18 protein-coding genes and 2 pseudogenes are annotated in these 22,160 nt (G+C 65.9%); 13 read left to right on the top strand and 7 right to left on the bottom strand.

The annotated features are described in order from the left end of the window. Positions 1-50 precede the first annotated feature (50 nt). Both GQ56_RS0122945 and GQ56_RS0122940 read right to left on the bottom strand, forming a co-directional pair. Entirely contained in the window at positions 51-881 is an 831-nt protein-coding gene (locus tag GQ56_RS0122945) for a p-hydroxycinnamoyl CoA hydratase/lyase (protein ID WP_031400865.1), read from the bottom strand. Positions 882-1,101: 220 nt separating this feature from the next. Continuing rightward, positions 1,102-1,605, bottom strand: coding sequence for a MarR family winged helix-turn-helix transcriptional regulator (locus GQ56_RS0122940; protein WP_031400864.1), 504 nt, complete (start codon positions 1,603-1,605; stop codon positions 1,102-1,104). A gap of 233 nt (positions 1,606-1,838) precedes the next feature. Between GQ56_RS0122940 and GQ56_RS41680 the strand changes: the two genes are divergently transcribed. Genes GQ56_RS41680 through GQ56_RS41675 form a run of 3 tightly spaced genes read left to right on the top strand, consistent with a single transcriptional unit; the run spans position 1,839 to position 6,813 of the window. Beyond that, on the top strand, positions 1,839-2,090 hold the full coding sequence (locus GQ56_RS41680) for a PAAR domain-containing protein (protein WP_075122992.1): 252 nt from the start codon (positions 1,839-1,841) through the stop codon (positions 2,088-2,090). 6 nt (positions 2,091-2,096) lie between these two features. Next, on the top strand, positions 2,097-5,945 hold the full coding sequence (locus GQ56_RS0122925) for a type VI secretion system Vgr family protein (RefSeq protein ID WP_235212744.1): 3,849 nt from the start codon (positions 2,097-2,099) through the stop codon (positions 5,943-5,945). Between the two features lies 1 nt (position 5,946). Beyond that, a complete protein-coding gene (locus GQ56_RS41675; protein WP_075122991.1) occupies positions 5,947-6,813 on the top strand; it encodes a hypothetical protein in 867 nt (288 codons plus the stop codon). Between the two features lie 114 nt (positions 6,814-6,927). Here GQ56_RS41675 and GQ56_RS0122920 read toward each other — a convergent pair whose 3' ends face one another. From GQ56_RS0122920 to GQ56_RS0122910, 3 genes and pseudogenes are all read right to left on the bottom strand, one after another. After that, entirely contained in the window at positions 6,928-7,830 is a 903-nt protein-coding gene (locus GQ56_RS0122920) for an SMP-30/gluconolactonase/LRE family protein (RefSeq protein ID WP_031400861.1), read from the bottom strand. 52 nt (positions 7,831-7,882) lie between these two features. Next, a pseudogene (gene araH / locus GQ56_RS46615) lies at positions 7,883-8,011 on the bottom strand (L-arabinose ABC transporter permease AraH); the annotation flags it as partial. Positions 8,012-8,174: 163 nt separating this feature from the next. After that, a complete protein-coding gene (locus GQ56_RS0122910; protein WP_031400859.1) occupies positions 8,175-8,651 on the bottom strand; it encodes an OsmC family protein in 477 nt (158 codons plus the stop codon). A gap of 133 nt (positions 8,652-8,784) precedes the next feature. Here GQ56_RS0122910 and GQ56_RS0122905 point away from each other — a divergent pair, with 133 nt between their 5' ends. From GQ56_RS0122905 to GQ56_RS0122890, 4 genes are all read left to right on the top strand, one after another. Continuing rightward, complete coding sequence (locus GQ56_RS0122905) at positions 8,785-9,426, top strand: GntR family transcriptional regulator (RefSeq protein ID WP_031400858.1); 642 nt, start codon at positions 8,785-8,787, stop codon at positions 9,424-9,426. A gap of 253 nt (positions 9,427-9,679) precedes the next feature. Further along, on the top strand, positions 9,680-10,411 hold the full coding sequence (locus GQ56_RS0122900; protein ID WP_031400857.1) for a transporter substrate-binding domain-containing protein: 732 nt from the start codon (positions 9,680-9,682) through the stop codon (positions 10,409-10,411). Positions 10,412-10,593: 182 nt separating this feature from the next. Further along, on the top strand, positions 10,594-11,244 hold the full coding sequence (locus tag GQ56_RS0122895) for a cysteine hydrolase (protein WP_052007319.1): 651 nt from the start codon (positions 10,594-10,596) through the stop codon (positions 11,242-11,244). Further along, positions 11,232-11,678: a MarR family winged helix-turn-helix transcriptional regulator gene (locus tag GQ56_RS0122890; RefSeq protein ID WP_031400855.1), complete on the top strand. Its 447-nt coding sequence runs from the start codon at positions 11,232-11,234 to the stop codon at positions 11,676-11,678. Before GQ56_RS0122895 ends, GQ56_RS0122890 begins: the two co-directional genes overlap by 13 nt. Before the next feature lie 165 nt (positions 11,679-11,843). Here GQ56_RS0122890 and GQ56_RS0122885 read toward each other — a convergent pair. Together GQ56_RS0122885 and glcC are read right to left on the bottom strand one after the other, a co-directional pair. Next, positions 11,844-12,284 (bottom strand): annotated as a pseudogene (locus GQ56_RS0122885) (DUF6306 domain-containing protein); the annotation flags it as partial. Positions 12,285-12,574: 290 nt separating this feature from the next. Continuing rightward, a complete protein-coding gene (gene glcC, locus GQ56_RS0122880; protein ID WP_031400853.1) occupies positions 12,575-13,345 on the bottom strand; it encodes a transcriptional regulator GlcC in 771 nt (256 codons plus the stop codon). 220 nt (positions 13,346-13,565) lie between these two features. Between glcC and glcD the strand changes: the two genes are divergently transcribed. The 6 genes from glcD (at position 13,566) to GQ56_RS0122850 (ending at position 22,150) form a co-directional block, all read left to right on the top strand. After that, positions 13,566-15,065 (top strand): glycolate oxidase subunit GlcD, encoded by a 1,500-nt coding sequence (gene glcD, locus GQ56_RS0122875; protein ID WP_031400852.1) that lies wholly within the window; start codon positions 13,566-13,568, stop codon positions 15,063-15,065. Next, positions 15,065-16,141, top strand: a complete 1,077-nt coding sequence (gene glcE, locus GQ56_RS0122870) for a glycolate oxidase subunit GlcE (protein ID WP_031400851.1) — start codon at positions 15,065-15,067, stop codon at positions 16,139-16,141. Before glcD ends, glcE begins: the two co-directional genes overlap by 1 nt. Before the next feature lie 19 nt (positions 16,142-16,160). After that, positions 16,161-17,381: a glycolate oxidase subunit GlcF gene (glcF, locus tag GQ56_RS0122865; RefSeq protein ID WP_031400850.1), complete on the top strand. Its 1,221-nt coding sequence runs from the start codon at positions 16,161-16,163 to the stop codon at positions 17,379-17,381. 20 nt (positions 17,382-17,401) lie between these two features. Continuing rightward, positions 17,402-17,806: a GlcG/HbpS family heme-binding protein gene (locus GQ56_RS0122860; RefSeq protein WP_031400849.1), complete on the top strand. Its 405-nt coding sequence runs from the start codon at positions 17,402-17,404 to the stop codon at positions 17,804-17,806. A 34-nt stretch (positions 17,807-17,840) separates the two neighbouring features. Further along, entirely contained in the window at positions 17,841-20,015 is a 2,175-nt protein-coding gene (locus tag GQ56_RS0122855; RefSeq protein ID WP_031400848.1) for a malate synthase G, read from the top strand. Between the two features lie 572 nt (positions 20,016-20,587). Continuing rightward, the gene (locus tag GQ56_RS0122850; protein WP_031400847.1) at positions 20,588-22,150 is read left to right on the top strand and encodes a sensor domain-containing diguanylate cyclase; all 1,563 of its coding nucleotides are present in this window, start codon (positions 20,588-20,590) and stop codon (positions 22,148-22,150) included. Positions 22,151-22,160 lie beyond the last annotated feature (10 nt).

Here is a 22,160-nt window from a genome sequence, read left to right as displayed (position 1 = left end):
TGCCTTGCCTGTCTCTTGCGGTTGCGTTGGCGGTTGCGTCGGCGCTCGTATCAGCGCTTGTATGCCTGCAGGCCCGGCTTGATCGTCTTGTCGTCGAGGAACTGCTTCAACCCCTGTTCGCGGCCGTGTTCCGGATCGCGCAACTGCGCCTGGTCGAGCTTCGCATACAGGTAGTCTTCGCACTGCTCCCACGTGAATTCGCGCGAGCGCTTGAAGCCGTGCTTCGCCGCGCGCAGCACGACCGGGTTCTTGTCCATCAGCCGCGCGGCGAGCGCGATCGTCGCATCGCGCAGGCCGGCCAGCGGCACGCTGCTGTTCACGAGGCCCATGTCCGCCGCTTCCACGCCGGTGAACGTGTCGCCGGTCATGATGTAGTGCAGCGCGCGGCGGTGCCCGACCGTGTCGGCCATCGCCTTGCTGACGAGGTTGCCCGGCGGGATGCCCCAGTTGATCTCCGACAGCCCGAACACGGCTTCGTCCGCCGCGATCGCGAGGTCGCACGCGACGAGCGGCGAGAATCCGCCGCCGAAACACCAGCCGTTCACCATCGCGATGGTCGGCTTGTTGTACATCCGCAGGCGGCGCCACTGCCATTCCGACGCGTCGCGCCGCACCTTTTCCTGCAGCGCGTCGGCGCCGCCGTCGATCTCGCGGAAATATTCCTTCAGATCCATGCCGGCCGTCCACGCGGCGCCCGCGCCCGTGAGGACGAGCACCTTCGCCTCGTCGTCGAACTCGACCGCGTCGAGGACCTGCAGCATCTCCTGGTTCAGCGTCGGGCTCATCGCATTGCGCTTGTCAGGGCGGTTCAGCGTGACCCACGCGATGCCGGCCTCCACCTTCACTTCAACGGTCTGCCAGCGGTTGTCGTACTTGCTCATGTCGGTTCCTGTCGTTCGTTCCTGTGCGATTCGGTGCGCAGCATTCCTGCTGCGGACGGCTTCATTTAATATCAGGCTACCTGATATTGCAAGCGACACGAGCGCCGGTGTAAACCCGGATCGGAAAGCGGGACGACGATCGAGGAATCAGGGAACGGTCAGGTGACCGGCAAAGCGAACGCGGGCCCGACGGGCCTGCGTCGCGAAGATCGTGGAAGGATCAGCCGCGCAGGTTGCGCGCGAACAGTTCGAGCGCGCGCTGCACGTGCGCGGCGGCGTCGGCGGAGAAGTCGCCGAGCATCTGCGTCTCGAGCGGACGCAGCACGGCTTCGCATTCGCGCAGCATCGCCGCGCCTGCGTCGGTCAGCGTCAACAGGATGATGCGGCCGTGCGACGGGTCGGCTTCGCGCGTGACGAAGCCGCGCGCGGCCATCACGCTCATCACCTCGTTCGCCGATTGCGGCGTGATGAACGAGCGCTCGGCCAGTTGCGCGTTCGACGATGCGCCGCGCGCCTCGAGCACCGACAGCGCGGTGTACTGCGCGAGCGTGATGCCGAGCGGCGCGAGCGCGTCGGTCATGTGGCGGCGCAGCAGCCGGTCGAGGCCGCCGATCACGTAGGTCAGGCGCTGCGGTATGCGGGCCTTCGGCTTGTCGCCCGTCGCGCGGGCGGCGCTTTTCGCGGCGTCTTTCGGATTCGCGGGCTTGGTCGGGGTGGAACTCATGGCGCGGGCAGGATGGGGGTGCGGGCCATCTTACCAGCAGGTCGGGGGGGCGAATCGCATCGTCGCGACATCAATCTCAACGGGCATCCTGTTAGACATGGACTCGTATCTGTACGACTTTATCGTTCAAATGACTGAATAAATTCTCAAAAGCGGTCCGCCTTCATCTTGAAAATTGTGCGGCGTTTCGATGCGAGGTAAAAGAGCGACTTCATCCCTCGCATGAGTCGTCGATGAAAAACGAGCACGGCATTGAAATGATCCGCCTGGATGACCCAACCGACCACGGCGGCGAAGTCATCGAATGCACGAATGACCTGAGACAGCACGGAATCGACGCGGCGTTTGAAGGCCACGGTGTTCGTTGTCCGACATGCGGCGGCGTTTTCCCGTTACTTGCAAGCGGCCAGCGCGTCGGCTATCACGGCGACAAGACCGGTTGCGGTGCGACCGTCATCGGTCCGCGAACAACGGGGGCAACGTAAATGACGATGTCTTCTCAAGCTCGCACGCTGTCACTCGCCGGCGCAGCGCTGCCGACCTATGGCATGGATGCGCTGCCGGTCTTTATTCCCGTGCGATTGCGAGGCACCGAAACCATCGGCCGTCTCGACGAATGCCGCTATCTCGTCACGTTGCGGACCGACGGCGCCTATGCGGTTTCCCCCAGTCGCACGGCCGATCTCGATCTCGACAGGATGGTCGGCACCGAAGTGACCGTATCGATCCAGCTCGAAGGCAAAGGGTCTTTCATTCCCGGGCTGGCGGGAAATGCCGGGCTCGGCAATGTCGGCGCGGGTACGCGTGAAATCACCGGGTTGGTCGAGGCGGCACGGTTTGCCGGTCAGGATCGCGATGCGATCCTGTACGAACTCGAGTTGCGCCCATGGCTCTACCGCGCGACGCTGACGCAGGACTGCCGCCTGTTTCAGGATATGACCGTCGTCGACATCACCGACGCGGTGCTCTCGAAATATCCGTACCCCGTCGACAAGCGCCTCGGCGCATTCCTGGGTGTCTATCCGAAACGCGACGTGCAGCGGCAAGCATCCGAGACGGATTGGGCCTTCCTGCAACGTCTGTGGGAGGAATGGGGAATCTGGTGGTGGTTCGAGCACGATGACGGTCGCCAACGTCTGGTCTTGTCCGACGCGATGGGCGGTCACCGGCCGCATGGCGAAGCCTACGAGACGTTGCGCTATCTGCCTCCCGGCGGTCAACGCATCGACGAAGAACACATTCGCACGCTGTCCGTAACGAGCCGCCTCACGCCGGGTCGTGTGAGCGTGACGGATTACGACTACGCGCGCCCGAGTGCGAGACTGGGCGCGACCGTGGAGAACCCGCGCCCGACAGCCAATGCCGACGGGGAGATTTACGGCTGGGGGGACTACAGTCAACCGCTGGCGGGCGCTCAGGGGCTGGCAGGCACCCCGAATGACGTGGATCGCGAAGCCCATCATTTCGCGCGCGTCCGGCTTGAGGCCGAGCGTTGCAAGGGACGACGCGCAAACGGCAGCGGGAATCTGCGCGGCCTCACGGTCGGCCGCACCTTTACGCTCGTCGGTCATCCGCAACGGGCGGCGAATCGTGAATACCTCGTCGTGTCCTGCGCGCTCGATATCGAGGAGATCGCAGGGCGGGCCGGCGACGCGCCAACCTATCGGGCCGACGCACAGTTCGAACTGCTGCCGACTAACGAGCCGTTCCAGTTGGAGCGCAGCGTCGGCAAGCCCGTCATGAGCGGGCCCGAGAAAGCTGTCGTCGTGGGTCCCGCCGGGCAGGAAATCTGGACAGACCAATACGGTCGAGTGAAGGTGCAGTTCGAATGGGATCGCCAGGGCAAGCACGACGAGCATTCGGGCATATGGCTCCGCGTGTTGTCTCCGTGGCAAGGCGTCGACATGGGTGCGACGTTCATCCCGCGCATCGGCCATGAAGTAGCGGTGTCGCACTACCGTGGCGACCCGGATTTGCCGGTGATTATCGGCAGTGCCGTCAACGCGTTCCGCCAACCTGCGCTGGATCAGCCGTACAACCACGCGGTATCGTTCATTCGCGGCAGGGAACTCCACGGCACGGCATCCGGCCATCTGGCGATCGACGATACGCGGGAACAAATCCAGACACAGCTTGCGAGCGATGCGGGCACGTCTCAATTGAGTCTCGGCAATCTCCGACGCATCACCCGAAAGAAGGGACGCGCCGATGCGCGCGGCAAGGGCTTTGACCTGAGAACCGACGATTGGGGTGTGGTTCGGGCGTTGAAGGGTTTGCTTGTGTCGACGGACGGTCAACCGGGCGGCCCCGGCCATGCGAAAGACGCCGGGGAAGCCATCGGCCGGCTCACGCGGGCACGTGAGTTACAGGAAAGCCTCACGGGCCTGGCGCAGCGGCATCAGGCGCAACAGCATGACGCCGATCAGAGCGACGTCATTCGGGGGATCAAGGCGCGCAACGATGCGATTCGGGGCACCCCGACCGGCACGGCGGACGAATTCCAGGAGCTGACGGAGCGCGACATGGCCATGTCGGCATCGGCAGGGATCAGTCTGGCAGCGGCGCGCACCGCCCATATCGCGAGCGGCGAGGATGTCGCGGTGACGAGTGGCCGGCATGTCGGGATTGCCGTCGGGCGTTCGCTGTTCGCGAGCGTGTCGAACGCGTTCTCGCTGTTCGTGCACAAGGCGGGCATGGCGCTCGTCGCCGCGGCGGGGAAAGTGCGTATCGAAGCGCAAGCCAATGGTATCGACGTCACCGCGAAGAAGACGGTCGACATCACGAGTACGACCGACAGCATCCACCTGCATGCGGCAAAGGAGATCGTGCTGCATGCCGGCAGCACCGAAGTGCGTATCAGCGAGCAGGGGTACGTGGTGCGAACGCCCGGCGAGCACACGATCCATGCAGGCAGTCATCAGACAGACGCCGCACAGGTGCGGCCGATGAGCCTGCCGGTCACGCCCGAACACCCGGGGCAGTATGCCGCGCACTTCGTGCTGCTGGAGCACGACAGTGGCTTTGCGCTACCAAACCAGCCTTACCGGGTCACACTCGACAACGGACGCGTGATCGAGGGTGTGAGTAATGAACTGGGCGAAACGGATGTGGTGACGAGTCATGACATCGCGTTCGGCACGGTGGAGCTGTTGGCGGCGAGCGATCCGGACAAGGTGATTGCCATCAACCGAGCCGCAGTCGTGCGCGACAACACGACTCCCTACACCGCCAAGGCACCGAACGCCGACAAGCGTACCGCAACAATCAAAGGCAAGAAGGTCGGCACCCCGGAACAGGGGGCGACGTCCGAGAGTCAACCGGCCGCGTTCGCGACATGCGATCCGCTCAATTTCGGGTTGCGTTTCCATCACTTCCTGGACGGGGCCAAACAAGACGATGTGAGGCTCGACATGCCCGTACGTCGCGACGTCGAGTATCCGGTGACGAAGAGCTATACGGCGGCGGTCAAGACGGCACTCAAAGGGATTGAATGGGGCAAGTTCAATACGCTGAGTGGTTCGATATCGGAAGAATTAAAAGAGAGTATCGCGCTCGCAGTTGAAAATATATTGAGTTCAGCTCTTGCTGAGGGGCCATATGGATTATCCAAAGGTGCGCCAGGCGACCCGATGATGTCAAAGGCGGCAAGCCCCAAGATAGATATTGTGAACACAAAGGAAGGCCTAACCAGGTACAACATGCGATCGGATGTGAGCGCATCATTTATCGGGAGGTACTGGACAATAGCCATACAAGAGACGGAAATCACGAAGATAGTTAAATCATCGAATAATCCGACCTCCCTGGATGGAACTCTGAAGGCATTCGCGGACATGCTTTACCACGAAGCACGACATTGCCAGCAGGCATTCTGGATGATGGCCCTGCTTCAACAACACCCGAATGACTACTCGATGTTCTCGCAAGCGACGCAAGTATACGAATCCAGTTTTTCAAAGGCGGTTTTTGAGGCCGCAAAGAAAATAAATGTCCCTGATGACGCACGGGTTGCCGCTGGACTTCATCGCATGTTGGTTTTTCACTATTACTGGATGATTTTGTATATGCAAAATCAAGCGGGCGGATCTTATGTCAAGCCGGATGTGCCAATTGCACAGGCCGAGGTGTGCAAGCTGTTGAGGGTACCGTCAGAAACGGCGGCCAAGATGGCGAGTTTCGAAGAAGGCTACCGGAGTCAGTTACATGAAGAAGATGCCTATGCGTGTGCGGAAGTGGTGCAAGCCTATTGGAATCGTCCTGATCGCACTTTCGTGCGGAATCCCGGCACATGCACAGGAGAATACAGCACTTCACTTCACGCCATTGGAGGAGGGGTTTGAAATGAAAATGACCGACGAAGAGCAACGCACCATGCTGCGGAGCATCCTCAAAGCAGCAATGGCAATACTACGTGATGATGCCCCATACAATCCTGAGCATATTTCCTTTGGAACAAACTACACAACGTGGACGCATCCGCCTGCAAAGGGGTTTCTTTATAAATATAAAAATCGTTCACTACACGGAACGAAGATTGAGCTTTCCACTGGCGACGATCCCGAAGACTACAGTAATGATCGCGACAAGGTAAAAATTGTTCCAGCCGGTGTAAGAATCGTCCTTGATTCAAGAATTGCCAATCTGCCTGACAGTGAAATTAAATCGCTTCTCCAGCTGGAGGACTACTGGGTTGACTCTGGCGGCAATCTCAATTACGGAAATGAAATGAGAGGGCGCACCCCAGACTCTCCCAATTTACAGTCATTTCGTTACCGGTCAAAAGATATTCCTGGAAGCAAGTATCCAGTCGATATCGAGCTTGGATATTTAAATCCGGAGGATGGATCACACCCACAGAGTTTATGGATGGTCGAGATGCGTCGCGCATACAAAATCTTGACACCCGAAGAACGCAAGCAACGCCGCCTCGAAGAACGGCAAGCGAAGCGCCAGAAATACGGGGAAATGAACCTGTGCACGGGGATGCCATGCCCCGAGACAGGGTTGTGGCAGGGATTCACCCCGATTTCCAGTTCGGATGAATTGGTCATCTACAAGGGGCGAAAATTTCCCACGGTCCGCACTTTGACGCCTCAGGAAGAACACGAGCAGCGGCGAGTTACCGAGCGCGTAGCAGGCCAGTGGATGTGGTTGAGAGAGCCACACGACCATCCGGTATGGTGGATGCGCGACGATCCGGAATCCTGACGAGGCATGAACCAGAAGGGCGAGGCCAATCGTCCATTGCGCGTTCGATACATATTGTCCCGACAAATCGCGTTCTTGCCAGCCAGCCGATATGAACCTGCCGTCCCCGCTTGCTCATCCAGCCCGCTTCCCCGCAAACCGTGCGGTCGGCAACCCGGCGTAGCGTGTTCGGGCGACGAACACGCAGCCGGCGTCAGCATCGATCGCCAACCCATCGTCGCTCAACCCGACCCGCGCACTCGTCACGTACAACCGGCCTTCGCCATCGAGCGCCACGCAGCTCGGCTGCGCGGTCGGCACGGTCACGCGATCCGTTTCGACGCCGTCCGGCCCGTAGCGCACGACGCGCCTGCCGCCCCACTGCGCGTTCCACAGCCCGCCGTTGCGATCCATCGTGGAGCCGTCCGGATCGCCGTCCGGATCGGTCAGCCGTGCGAACGGCCGCACGTTAGCCACGTCGCCGCCCGCGCGGTAATCGCAGACGAAAATTTCACGTATCAGCGAATCGCAGAAATACATCTTCGACCCGTCCGGCGAGAACGCGATGCTGTTCGCGATCGCCGCCGGCGGCAACGCCAGCCGCTCCAGCGTGAGGTCGGCACTGAGCCGATAGAACCCGCCGACCGCTTGCGGCGGCTCACTGCCCTCGTCCTTCATCCCGAACACGAACGCGCCAAATGGATCGCAGCGCCCGTCGTTCAGCCGCGTCGGCAGCCCGGGTTCGACATCGACGATTCGCGTGACCGTGCGGCTACGCAGGTCGAAAAACGCGAGATGCGTCGCCAGCCCGACGAGCAGCACGTCCGGATCGTGCGTCAGCGCAAAGCACGCGAGCCGCTCGGGCATCGCCCATGACGTCGGCGCCGAACCGTCCGCGCGACAGCGCCACAGCTGCGCGCCCTCGATGTCCACCCAGTACACCGCGTGCGTCCTGTCGCACCACGTCGCTCCTTCGCCGAGCAGGTTGCGGCTGTCGGCCAGCAGCGTCGCCGACGCGGCCGGATGATCCTGTTGCATGGCGTCTCCCGATATCTGTCGCATTTGCAGGCGGTCGCATGGCCGGTCGGCTCCTCGTCGCGCACCGCTGGTTGCGACGATACGGGCCGAACAACACCGCGAGCAACAGAATTCCACCGCGTATCAGATATTGGTACGACGTCGGCACGCTCGCGCCCCGCACCTCGCCGACGATCCACACGCAGGCCGACACCGGAACGCGCCCATGCAGGTTCGGCGCGGCGGCGTCCGGCAACTCGCCGCCGCCCCTGCCCGCACCCGACGCATTCGAACGGCTCGTCGATTCCCCGCTGTAGCCGATGCGTTGCCGCGCCCGCGATGCTCCGCGTCGACGGGCTGCGCCGTCAGGCCGCCGCGAACACGATCACCGGTTCGCAGCGGATCGGGAAATTGACCGAGTTCGCGACATAGCATTGCGCATGCGCATCGTGATGCAGGCGTTCCGCCCGCTCACGATCGTCGCCGGCCCGGATCGTCACGTGCGGGCGCAGCACGATTTCCGTGAAGCGGCCCTGCTCGGCGCTGTCGAGCATCGTGCCTTCCGCATCGTCGACATAAGCCATCACGCGGATGCCCGCGTCCGAACACAGATGCAGGTACCAGAGCTTGTGACACGCCGATGCCGACGCGAGCAGCAGGTCTTCGGGATTCCAGCGCGACGCGTCGCCGCGGAACGCCGGGTCGGCCGACCCGGGGATGTCCGGCTTGCCGCCGGCCCGGATCACATGCTCGCGGCCGTATTCGCGATACCCCGACGTACCGGTGCCGCGATTGCCTGTCCACTCCACCGCGACGCGATACTTGTGCTCACCGGATGCCATCTCGATCTCCATGAATGTGGGTTGCCTCGACCGGGGCGGACATGCGTTCGACCGACGCCCGCCGGAAGCCTTCATTCTGGCATCGGATCGTCGTTTGGTATACCATTATTCCAAATTGACGAAACAGGCAGGCATGGAAGCCAGACTCGACTCCACGGCGGACGCGATCGCCGCATCGCTGCGCGACATGATCATCAACGGCGAGCTGGCGGCCGGCGAACGGCTCGTCGAACGCGATCTGGCCGAGCGGTTCGGCATCAGCCGGATTCCGATGCGCGAGGCGATCCAGCGGCTGGAACGCGAAGGATTGCTGGATATTTTCCGGAATCGCGGCGCCGTCGTGCGCATGCTGGGCGCGTCGGATGTGCGGGAGATCTACGACCTGCGCGTGCTGCTGGAAGGCGATGCGATCTACCGGAGCGTGAAGCGGCTCGACGATGAAACACTGGCGCGCGCCGAACTCGTCCACCGCCTGCTCGGCGACGCAACCGCGCCGCGCCGGCAAGGCGAGCTGAATCGCGAATTCCACGCGTTGCTGTATTCGTGCTGCGACAACGCGCGGCAATTGAAGACGATCGCGGAACTGCGCAGCCAGGTCGAACGCTACGAGCGCCTGCAGGCCACGCTGCTCGCGGATACGCCGTCGTTCCAGGTCGAGCACGAGGACATCCTGCAGGCGTGCCGCGAGCGCAATGCGCGTGCGGCACGCTCGATGACGGTCGCGCATCTCGAATCGGCCAGACGCATCGTGATGCGGCTCGTCGAAGGCGGCTGAGAGCGACGCTGCGTTGCGCGCCGCCCACGCCGCGAGCGTCGGCGCGCTTGCTCAACCGGTCGAGGTGGATTTCACCGTTCCGCACGGCGAGGCGATCCGCCGTCCGGCACCGGCATGGCGCGCGGCGGCTTCGGGTTGAATACGGGTGACTGCGTCTGATCGGAACCGCCATTTCTGGACATTCGACACCGCTTCATCGATCCCGGACAATGGCTTCGACGATTCGATGCCCCCCATTTCGCGAGACACGACGATGAAGGTAACGATTGCTTATATCGAAGAACCCCCGTTCGGCTGGACGAACGCGGATCGAACCGCCGCCGGCGCCGACCTCGATCTGGCCGATGCGGTTCTTCGCGCAATGGGGGTCACCCGGATCGAACATCACTTGACGACGTTCAGTGAACTGCTGCCCGGCGTCGAAGCCGGCCGCTGGGATATGAACGTCCCGCTGTTCGTGACGCCCGGGCGCGCCGAGCTGGTCGCGTTCAGCGTGCCCGTCTGGGCAATCGGGGACGGCTTCCTGGTTCGGGCAGGCAATCCGAAAGCACTGGACAGCTACGCGTCGCTCGCCGAACGCCACGATGCGCGGCTGGGCATCATCGCCGGACAAGTGCAACACGATTCGGCGAGAACGGCGGGCGTAAGCGACGACCAGATAGTCATCTTCGAGCACCAGGCCGATGCGATCGAAGCGGTTCGCGCGGGGGCGATCGATGCGTATGCGAGCACGGCGCTGGGAAACCGCATCCTTGCGGATCGCATCGGCGGCACGGTGCTTCAGGCCGTGGAGCACCGTCCCGACGCACCTGGCAAGCGGCAGGAACGCCCGCTCGGGGCATTCTCGTTCAACAGGACGAACCGTGACCTGCTCGATGCCGTCAACGAGCAACTTCGCCTGTATCTGGGCTCACCCGATCATCGCGCCCGCATGGCGAGCTTCGGCCTGACACACAACGAGATCGATCCCGTTCTCGCCGGTTGAGCATGAGGCCGGCGGCGACTACGAAGAGACCTTCCGCGCGATTTCTTTAACGCGCCCAGCCGTCGACCCGGCAACGACAAGCAGCGATTCGATCGTGGCCCCGCCTGCGCCTTTTCCGCGGGACTTGCACTTCTTCGCTCGCGACCATATAGTTACCATGATAATTATATGGAGCACATCCCGTGACGAATCCGGTTTCCATCGAAAAGCATCGCACCGCGCTTGTCTTCATCGAATTCCAGAATGAATGGCTCGGCGACGACAGCATCCTCTTCAAGCGTCTTGTTCGCGACGAGGCGCCGTTTCGAGAGGCGGCCTCCAACGCGGCACACATCCTCGCGACTGCCCGGGAGGAAGGCTGGACCATTGCCCATGCCGGACTGGATCTGCGACACGATCCGCACTACCGCCTGTTCGCCGGCGGCCACGACGTCCTCGGGTTGCGCTCCGCGATTCCGGGCGCCGGCACGTGGATCGGGCAAGGCGCCGCGTTCTCGCCGCCTTTCCTGCCCGAGCGAAACGAATTCGTCACGCAGGGCCGCTCCGGAGCGAGCGTGCTGAGAAATTCGACGCTGGATCCGTTCCTGCGAAACAACCGTATCGACACGATTGTGCTGATGGGCTTCGCCACCCATGTCTGCGTGGAATCCACGCTTCGGGAAGCGCACGACATCGGCCTCGACTGCTGGATCGTGACGGACGGGTGTGCCGCGTTCACGAAAGGGCAACACGATCATGTCGTCGAACACGTGCTGCATCATTTCGGCGCCGGAATCGATACGGCGACGCTCGCACGTCATTTGAAAGGAGACCTTGCCCCGTGTTCTTCCTGAAGGAATTACCCAGCCGGGAAACGCTGGAAACCTACCATAAGCGCTTTCCGTCCATGAACGTGGACAACGTTCAGGCCGCACTCCACATGCTGCGACGTGCCAGCTCGCTGATGCGGGAGCTCGACACCTACTTTGCGGAAAACGGGCTCTCGACCTTGCGATATCTGATTCTCGTCGTGCTGGATCGCGAAAACCATCCGGACGGCCTGAAAGTGAGCGAACTGGCCGATCGTGTCGACGTGTCGCGCCCGGTCATGACACGCACGATCCAAGGTCTGGTCGAGGACGGCATGCTCACCTGCGAGGCGAGCGACGAAGACAGCCGGGCGAAGCTCGTCAGCCTGACGCGCGCCGGCCGCAATCGCTTGAACCGCGTGTTGCCGGGCTACTATCAGCTGATCGATCGGTTCATGTCGCGCGACGAACACTGCTAGTTGGCGCCTGCAACCGGCGCCGGCCGGCCTGTGACCGGAACCGTCACGGAACGGGCGCACGGCCGACTGCCGGTACATCGCAAGCAACCGCCGAAGTGATGAAGCGCCCCGCGGCGTCGGCGCGAATCGCACATCGACACGCCCCCACGAAAGGCGTTCTTCACGTCACGGCGTCACCGCGCCGCCGGCCCCGTCCTTGACCCGCAGCAGCGCGTCGACCGACCCGATGTTCTTCTCATGCGACACGAGCATCAGCGTGAGCGCGTGGTGCAGATCGGGCACGTCGAGCGTCGGCAGCATCGCCTGCAGCTTGCGCACGACCCAACGCTGCCCCCGGTTCAGGAATGCGAGCCGTTCCCGCACGTCGTCGATCGCCATCGCGGTTTCATGGAGCGCGCCGGTGGCAAGCGTCGGCGTCGCGTCGAGCGAGCGGATCGCATCGTCCAGCACCGTGCACCAATGCGCGTCATCCTGGCGGATACCGACCACAAGACGATGAAGTTCGGCATCGTCGATTGCCGCCGCCGTCTCCGACGCGATGCGCGCGCCAGCCCGCTCGGCTTCCAGCAGTTCGTTCAGCAACGCGAGCAGCGCGTCGCGCTGCGCGCCATCGGGGGGATCTGACGTTCGGGCGGGGCCGTCGTCGCGGGTCCGGTTCGACATGCGATGTGCTCCGTTTCGGGATGGGTGGCGCACCGTCCGACGGGCCCGACGCGACTCCGTCATGCACGGCGGCGAAACACGGCGCACGCGACCGGCCCGTGCATCGGGCGGACGGCGGCGACCACACGAAAAATGGAACACAGTGTGACATGCCCGTGTGACACGCGTCGTCAGACGGTTCGCTGTGCGTGATACCCGTCAACGCCGGCGCACGGCCGGCGGCCCCGCCCGGCTCACGCCCACCCTTCGAGCCGCAACGTCGACCGCACGAGCCGTTGCTCCTCCTGCTCGATCTCCCTCAAATAATCGACGCACTGCCGGATATGCTCGCTCGCCGCCTTGCGCGCCTGGTCGGGCAGCCGCCCCGTCACCGCGTTGTAGAGCCGCGCATGCTGGCGGTCGATCTGCTTCTTCAGCGGTTCGCGGTGATAGAGGTTGTTCACCGATGCGAACACCGAACTGAGCAGCAGGTCGGTCAGCGACTGCAGCGTGTTGACGAGCACGGGGTTGTGCGACGCCTCGCTGATCGCGAGATGGAACGCGTGGTCGAGCTTCGCGCGCGCAGCGGGATCGAGGTCCTGCGCATCGGCCGCGGTCATCTCCTCGTAGCGGCGCCGGATCAGGATGAAATCCGCCGGCGTGCCGCGCAGCGCGGCGAGCCGCGCGGCCTCGGCCTCGAGCATCCCGCGCACCTCGAACAGGTCGTACAGCGTGCGCGGCTGCGAACCGAGCAGGTGCATCATCGGCGTGATTTCGCGCTGCGGGGTCAGGCTCGCGACGAACGACCCCTTGCCGTGCGCCGTGTCGATGATCCCGCGCGCGTGCAGCAGCTTCATCCCTTCGCGCACGGCCGTGCGCGATACGCCGAGCTTCTCGGTCAACCGCCGTTCCGACGGCAGCGCCTGCCCGGCCTTCAGCACGCCGTCGACGATCAGCTGCTCGATCCGTTCGGCGACGACGTCGGCCACGCGCCGCGCCGGCCTTTCCCGATCCTGGATTTCCATACTGGTATGACCACTTTGGAATGAGTTCGTCGATTTTCTCACAAAGCCTTATCCGTGCTGGATTTCATGGCTCATTCCACGGCGCCTGCCGGAACCCCGTCCGAAAAACTGGTATGACCACAAGAAAGACGTCTGGACATGCACGCCCGGCCCGCCAAGAATCGCGTCCATCCGGCGTGTCGCGCCTTGCGCGGCCGCCATGCATGGTGGAGACAGACCGATGAGTTTCATCTACGACGAACGGATCGACGGCCCGCTGGCGACCGTCGGCCGCGACACGCTCGTCGCCGCGCTGCACGCGGCGGCGCCCGGCCTCGACGTGCTGCACGAACGCGAGGCGCTCAAGCCGTTCGAATGCGACGGCCTCGCCGCCTACCGCACGGTGCCGCTCGCGGTCGTGCTGCCCGACACGGTCGAGCAGGTGCGCGCGGTGCTGCGCGTCGCGGCCGCGCTCGGCGTGCCGGTGGTCGCGCGCGGCGCGGGCACGGGGCTGTCGGGCGGCGCGATGCCGCTCGAAAAAGGCCTCCTGCTCGTGATGGCGAAGTTCAACCGGATTCTCGACATCGACCCCGACGCCGGCACCGCGCGCGTGCAGCCCGGCGTGCGCAACCTCGCGATCTCGCAGGCCGCCGCGCCGTACGGCCTGTACTACGCGCCCGATCCGTCGTCGCAGATCGCATGCTCGATCGGCGGCAACGTCGCCGAAAACGCGGGCGGCGTGCACTGCCTGAAATACGGCCTCACGGTGCACAACATCCTGAAGGTCGAGATCCTGACGATCGACGGCGACACGCTCACGCTCGGCGCCGATGCGCTCGACGCGCCGGGCTTCGACCTGCTCGCGCTGTTCACCGGCTCCGAAGGAATGCTCGGCATCGTCACGGAAGTGACCGTGAAGCTGCTGCCAAAGCCGCCGAACGTGAAGGTGCTGATGGCCAGCTTCGACGACGTCGCCGAAGCCGGCGCCGCGGTCGCGCGGATCATCGGCGCGGGCGTGATTCCCGGCGGTCTCGAGATGATGGACAACCTCGCGATCCGCGCGGCCGAGGATTTCATCCATGCGGGCTACCCGGTCGACGCGCAGGCGATCCTGCTGTGCGAGCTCGACGGCGCGCCGACCGACGTCGACGAGGACGCCGAGCGCGTCGCCGCGCTGCTGCGCGACGCGGGCGCGACCGACATCCGCGTCGCGCGCGACGAAGCCGAGCGCCAGCGCTTCTGGGCCGGCCGCAAGAACGCGTTTCCCGCGGTGGGCCGCATGTCGCCCGACTACTACTGCATGGACGGCACGATCCCGCGCCGCGAACTGCCGCGCGTGCTCGAAGGCATCGCCGCGCTGTCCGCCGAATACGGGCTGCCGGTCGCGAACGTGTTCCACGCCGGCGACGGCAACATGCACCCGCTGATCCTGTTCGATGCGAACCGGCCCGGCGAGCTCGACCGCGCGGAAGCGCTCGGCGGCAGGATCCTCGAGCTGTGCGTCGCGGCGGGCGGCAGCATCACCGGCGAGCACGGCGTCGGGCGCGAGAAGATCAACCAGATGTGCGTGCAGTTCAACACCGACGAAATCGCGTTCTTCCACGCGGTGAAGGCCGCGTTCGATCCGCAGGGCCTGCTCAATCCCGGCAAGAACATCCCGACGCTGCACCGCTGCGCCGAATTCGGCGCGATGCACGTCCATCACGGCAAGCTGCCGTTTCCCGAACTGGAGCGCTTCTGATGCGACGTGAAATCGAATCGACCGATGCCGGCGCGGCGCTCGTCGCGCAGGTCGACGCGGCGATCCGCGACCGCCAGCCGCTGCACATCCGCGGCGCCGGCACGAAGGCCTTCCTCGGCCGCCCCGTCGAAGGCCGCACGCTCGACCTGCGCGCGCATCGCGGCGTCGTGTCGTACGACCCGACCGAACTCGTCGTCACCGCGCGCGCGGGCACGCCGCTCGCCGAACTCGAGGCGATGCTCGACTCGGCCGGCCAGATGCTGCCGTGCGAGCCGCCGTCGTTCGGCGGCGCGGCCACGGTCGGCGGCATGTTCGCGGCGGCGCTGTCGGGGCCGCGCCGCCCGTGGGCCGGCGCGGTGCGCGATTTCGTGCTCGGCTGCCGCGTGATCACCGGCCGCGCGAAGCACCTGCGCTTCGGCGGCGAGGTGATGAAGAACGTCGCGGGCTACGACGTGTCGCGGCTGCTCGCGGGCAGCTTCGGCTGTCTCGGCGTCGTGACCGAGGTATCGCTGAAGGTGCTGCCGAAGCCGCGCGCGACGGCCGACCTCGCGCTGCCGCTCACTGCGGGCGACGCCGTACGGCGCGTCGCCGCCTGGCGGCGCGCGGGGCTGCCGCTCGCGGGCGCATGCCACGCCGACGGCGTGCTGCGCGTGCGGATCGAGGGCGGCGAGGGCTCGGTGAAGGCGGCGGTCGCCACGATCGGCGGCGACCGCATGGACGGCCGCGACGACGCATTCTGGTCGCGGCTGCGCGACCTCGCGCTGCCGTTCTTCGACGATCCGCGCCCGCTGTGGCGCGTCTCGGCGCCGGCCGCCGCGCCGCTCGACGCGCTGCCCGGCGCGCAACTCGCCGACTGGGGCGGCGCGCAGCGCTGGCTGAAAAGCGACGCCGCGCCGGCCGACGTGCAGCGGCTCGCCGCGCAATGGGGCGGCCACGCGACCTGCTTCACGGCGGGCGCGACGCACGAGCCGTTCCAGCCGCTGCCGCCCGCGCTGCTGCGCGTGCACCGGCAGCTCAAGGCGCGGCTCGACCCGCACGCGATCTTCAATCCCGGCCGCCTGTACGCCGATCTCTGACCCTCGAAACGACCCGCCGATGCAAACCACCCTCAGCGAAGCAAGCAAGGCCCTTGCCCGGGCCGACGAAGCGGAAGCGATCCTGCGCGCGTGCGTGCACTGCGGCTTCTGCAACGCGACCTGCCCGACCTACCAGGTGCTCGGCAACGAGCTCGACGGGCCGCGCGGCCGCATCTACCTGATCAAGCAACTGCTCGAAGGCGAGCCGTGCAGCGAGCGCACGCAGCAGCATCTCGACCGCTGCCTGACGTGCCGCAACTGCGAGACGACGTGCCCGTCCGGCGTGCGCTACCACACGCTGCTCGACATCGGCCGCGCCGAAGCCGAGAAGCATGCACGGCGGCCCGCGCGCGAACGCCTGCTGCGCGCCGGGCTGCGTCACGTCGTGCCGCGCCCGGCCACGTTCGCCGCGCTGCTGAAGGCCGGCCGCGCGCTGCGCCCGCTGCTGCCCGGCACGCTGCGGGACAAGATCCCGGCCGCCACCCCGGCGGCCGCGCCGCGTCCGGCCGTCCGCCACGCACGGCGGGTGCTGATGCTCGAGGGCTGCGTGCAGCCGTCGCTGTCGCCGAACACCAACGCGGCCGCCGCGCGCGTGCTCGACCGGCTCGGCATCGGCGTGACCCCGGCGCGCGAGGCCGGCTGCTGCGGCGCGACCGAATACCACCTGAACGCGCAGGACGCCGGCCTCGCCCGCGCACGCCGCAATATCGACGCATGGTGGCCCGCGATCGAGGCCGGCGCGGAGGCGATCGTGCTGACGGCGAGCGGCTGCGGCGCGTTCGTCAAGGAATACGGCGACCTGCTGCGTTCCGACCCCGCCTATGCGGAGAAGGCGCGGCGCGTCAGCGCGCTGGCGCGCGATCTCGCCGAGGTGATCGCGGCGGAGCCGCTCGACGCGCTGGCCGACGCGACGCCGCGCCGCGTCGCGGTCCACTGCCCGTGCACGCTGCAGCACGCGCAGCGGCTCGGCGGCGCGGTCGAGGGCATCCTGACACGGCTCGGCTTCGATCTGACGAATGTCGCCGACGGCCATCTGTGCTGCGGCTCGGCCGGCACGTATTCGCTGACCCAGCCGGAACTCGCGACGACCCTGCGCGACAACCGGCTCGATGCGCTCGAGGCCGCGCGGCCGGACCTGATTGTCACGGCCAACGTCGGCTGCCAGACTCACCTGAACGGCGCGGGCCGCACGCCCGTGCGCCACTGGATCGAGCTGGTCGACAACCGCCTCGTCAACTGACCGGATGCCGGAGGAAAGCCATGCAGACGAAACCCGAACTCGAACTCGCCGACGCCGACCGCATGCTGGCCGCCGCGCGCGCGGAAGCGCAACGCCACGGCTGGGCCGTGTCGATCGCCGTCGTGGACGACGGCGGCCATCTGCTCGCGTTCGCGCGGCTGGACGGCGCATCGCCGGCCAGCGCGAGCATCGCGCAGGACAAGGCGCGCGCGGCCGCCCTCGGCCGGCGCGAGACGAAGGCGTATGAGGATATGATCAACGGTGGCCGTACCGCGTTTCTCAGCGCGCCGCTGACGGGATTGCTCGAAGGCGGCGTGCCGGTCATGGTCGGCGGCCGGGCTGCGGGCGCGATCGGCGTGTCTGGCGTAAAGTCGGAGCAGGACGCGCAGATTGCCCGCGCCGGCACACAAAGCGTCTCGGCCTGAGCCGCGCGCGATTTTTTCCCCGGGAGGATTAACGATGATCGACCAAGCAGGACTGCAAGTCGCGCCAGCGCTGAGCCAGTTCATTGAAAACGAAGCGCTGCCGGGCACCGGCATCGACAAGGCCGCGTTCTGGAGCGGTTTCTCGGCCCTGGTGCACGACCTCGCGCCGCGCAACCGCGAGCTGCTCGCGGAACGCGACCGCCTGCAGCAGGAACTCGACGCCTGGCACCGCGCGCACCCCGGCCCCGTGCGCGACCACGCCGCGTATCGCGCGTTCCTCGAACGGATCGGCTACCTCGTGCCGGCCCCGTCGAACGTCGCGGCAGCCACCGCGAACGTCGACAGCGAGATCGCGACGCAGGCCGGCCCGCAGCTCGTCGTGCCGCTGTCGAACGCACGCTATGCGCTGAACGCCGCGAACGCCCGCTGGGGCAGCCTGTACGACGCGCTGTACGGCACCGATGCGCTGCCCGAGGACGGCGGCGCCGAACGCACCGCGACCTACAACCCGACGCGCGGCCAGCGCGTGATCGACTACGCGCGCAACGTGCTCGACAACGCGGCGCCGCTCGCGAGCGGCTCGCACCGCGACGCGCTGCGCTACCGCGTGCAGGACGGCCAGCTCGCCGTCGAAACCGCGCAGGGCAGCGTGGGCCTCGCGCAGCCGGCGCAATTCGTCGGCTACCAGGGCGCGGCCGACGCGCCGTCCGCGATCCTGCTGAAGCACAACGGCCTGCACCTCGAGATCCAGGTCGACGCGTCCACGCCGATCGGCCGCGCCGATCTCGCCAACGTGAAGGACGTCGTGCTCGAAGCCGCGGTCAGCACGATCATCGACTGCGAGGATTCGGTCGCGGCGGTCGACGCGGACGACAAGGTCCAGCTCTACCGCAACTGGCTCGGCCTGATGCAGGGCACGCTGGTCGAGGAAGTCGCGAAGGGCGGCAAGACCTTCACGCGCCGCCTGAACGCCGACCGCGAATACACGGCGCCCGCCGGCGGCACGCTGTCGCTGCACGGCCGTTCGCTGCTGTTCGTGCGCAACGTCGGCCACCTGATGACCAACGGCGCGGTGCTCGACCGCGACGGCAACGAGATTCCGGAAGGGATCCTCGACGGCGTCGTCACGACGCTGTGCGCGCTGCACGACCTGAAGGCGAAGCGCAACTCGCGCACGGGCTCGATCTACATCGTGAAGCCGAAGATGCACGGCCCGGTCGAAGTCGCGTTCGCCGATACGCTGTTCGCGCGCATCGAGGATCTGTACGGCCTGCCGCGCAACACGCTGAAGATGGGCATCATGGACGAGGAACGCCGCACCAGCGTGAACCTCGCCGCCTGCATCGCCGCGGCCGCCGCGCGCGTTGCGTTCATCAACACCGGCTTCCTCGACCGCACCGGCGACGAGATGCACACCGCGATGGAAGCGGGCCCGATGATCCGCAAGGGCGACATGAAATCGTCGGCGTGGATCACCGCGTACGAGCGCAACAACGTGCTCGCGGGCCTGTCGGCCGGCTTGCGCGGGCGCGCGCAGATCGGCAAGGGCATGTGGGCGATGCCGGACCTGATGCACGCGATGCTCGAGCAGAAGATCGCGCATCCGCGCGCCGGCGCCAACACCGCATGGGTGCCGTCGCCGACCGCCGCGACGCTGCACGCGCTGCACTACCATCTCGTCGACGTGCAGGCCGTCCAGCAGGCGCTCGAGAAGACGCCGTACGCGAGCGAACGCGACACGCTGCTCGAAGGCCTGCTGACCGTGCCGGTCGTCGAGCGCGCCGCATGGAGCGAGAGCGAGATCCTGAGCGAGGTCGAGAACAACGCGCAGGGCATCCTCGGCTACGTCGTGCGCTGGGTCGAACAGGGCGTCGGCTGCTCGAAGGTGCCCGACATCCACGACGTCGGCCTGATGGAAGACCGCGCGACGCTGCGCATTTCGAGCCAGCACATCGCGAACTGGCTGCGCCACGGCGTGATCACCGAAGCCTTCGTGCTCGACGTGTTCAGGCGCATGGCGCGCGTCGTCGACCAGCAGAACGCCGGCGACCCGAACTATCGCCCGATGGCGCCCGACTACGACCAGTCGACCGCGTTCAAGGCCGCGTGCGCGCTGGCGCTGCAGGGCACGTCGCAGCCGAGCGGCTATACCGAGCCGCTGCTGCACCGGTTCCGGCTCGCGTTCAAGGCAGGGCAGCGCGGCGGCTGAGCCGGCGCATGCGGGCGCGTCCCGCATGGCGGAATTGCCGGATGTCTTGAAACCGGTGTCACGAAACGGGCGGCCGCGGCCGCCCGTTTTTCATTTTCGCGTTCGTTTCACCGTTGAAACGGATAATCCGCGCATTTCGGTTGCCTTCATTTTCTCCGTCCGCCTGCCGTTAACCTGATGGAATCGGCGGCCACACGCCGCACGCCACGACCCTTCAGGCGGCAAAACCATATGCCGCAACCCCCTGACCGTATTTCGCAAGCCCGGGATTACACCGTAATTTGACCGGGATCAACGGGTCGCAACATATTCCGCGCATGCGGACGCGCGCGCTATACTCCGTCGAATGAGCACTGCCCGATTCGCCGGATCGCCGAATCTCCGCAGATGTCGCTAATAAACGCGTGATTTACCGGTATATCCGGCCGCGATTATCGACAATCGGCGTTCATTTTCTCCGCTGACCGGCAGGAAGGCGTCGGGATGGCTGCGTACCGGATCGCCGCCGACACGTCATACGAACAATTGCATCGGCCTGCCTTCCGGCGGCAATGCCCATCGATCCACGAATCATGGCAGAAACCGACTACGCAATGCCCAGCGAATCCGGCCTGATGCGCCGTGTCGCCGCACATCTGCGCCGGTTCCTGCTGCCGCACCTGATCTTCCATGCCGGGCTGCTGATCGCGCTGCTGCTGCTGATGCTGTGCGCGATCGTGCTGTATCAGGGCCGCATCGACGCGCGCGAGCGCGCGATCGCCACGCAGCAGAACCTCGCGCTGATGGCATCGTGGGACATCGAGCGCAACATCGAGATCTATTCGCTGTCGCTGCAGGCCGTCGTCGAAGGCATGAACGACCCCGCGGTCGCCGCGCTGCCGATGTCGCTGCGCCGCCAGGTGCTGTTCGACCGCGCGACGACGGCCAAGTACCTCGGCGGCATCTACGTGCTCGACGCCAAGGGCGACATCGAGGTCGACGGCAAGAGCGACGTGCCGCGCAAGGCCAACTTCGGCAATGCGTCCTATTTCGTCGTGCACCGCGACCACCCCGACGTGGGCCTGCACGTCAGCGATCCGTACCACTCCCGCATGCGGGCCGGCTCGCCGAGCATCGCGCTCAGCCGGCGGATCTCGAAACCCGACGGGTCGTTCGCGGGCGTCGCCGTGATGTCGATCCGGCTCGAATATTTCCAGAACCTGTTCTCGCGCCTGTCGCTCGGCGATCGCGGCTCGGTCGCGCTGATCAACACCGACGGCAGGATGCTCGCGCGCGAGCCGTACGATCCGGCGATCATCGGCCGCGACATCAGCCACGCCAGCACGTTCCGGCATTTCATGACCGCCAGCGAGGGCAGCTTCGCCGATACCGCGTCGATCGACGGCGTGCGCCGCCTGTACGTGTTCCGGCACCTCGACCACCTGCCGCTCATCATCATGGTCGCGCGCTCGGAAGCCGATACCTATGCCGCATGGTACGACCGTGCGATTCCGATCGGCTCCGCGATGGCCGTGCTCGCGATCGGCTTCGTCTGCCTGTCGCTGCTGCTCGACGTCCAGTTGCGCAAGCGTCACCGCGCGGAAACCGAGCTGCAGGCGCTCGCGCGCACCGACGGCCTGACCGGCCTCGACAACCGCCGGATGCTCGACGTCACGCTCGCGCGCGAATGGCGCCGCGCCGCACGCTCGCAGCTCGCGCTGTCGCTGCTGTTCATCGACGTCGACTTCTTCAAGCGCTACAACGATACGCAGGGGCACCAGGCCGGCGACGACGCGCTTGCCGCGGTCGGCCACTGCATAGCCGGCTGCCTGCGCCGCCCGGCCGACTATGCGGCGCGCTACGGCGGCGAGGAGTTCGTCGTGGTGCTGCCCGACGTCGACACCGACGGCGCGGTGTCGATCGCCGAGGCGATCCGCACCGGCATCCTCGATCTCGGCATCCGGCACGACGCGTGCGCGTCCGGCCGCCTGACGGTGAGCATCGGCGTGACGACGAGCTACCCCGAGCACGACGACGACATGCAGGCCGCGCTGAAGCTCGCCGACGACGCGCTGTATCGCGCGAAGGAAGGCGGGCGCAACCGCATCGTCGTGCAGACGGTCGCGCCCGGCGGTCTCGCCACGCGGCAGGCCTGAGCGGAACGAC

This window comes from Burkholderia paludis, assembly GCF_000732615.1.
GTDB lineage: Bacteria > Pseudomonadota > Gammaproteobacteria > Burkholderiales > Burkholderiaceae > Burkholderia > Burkholderia paludis.
This window is presented reverse-complemented; position numbering and strand designations above follow the sequence as displayed.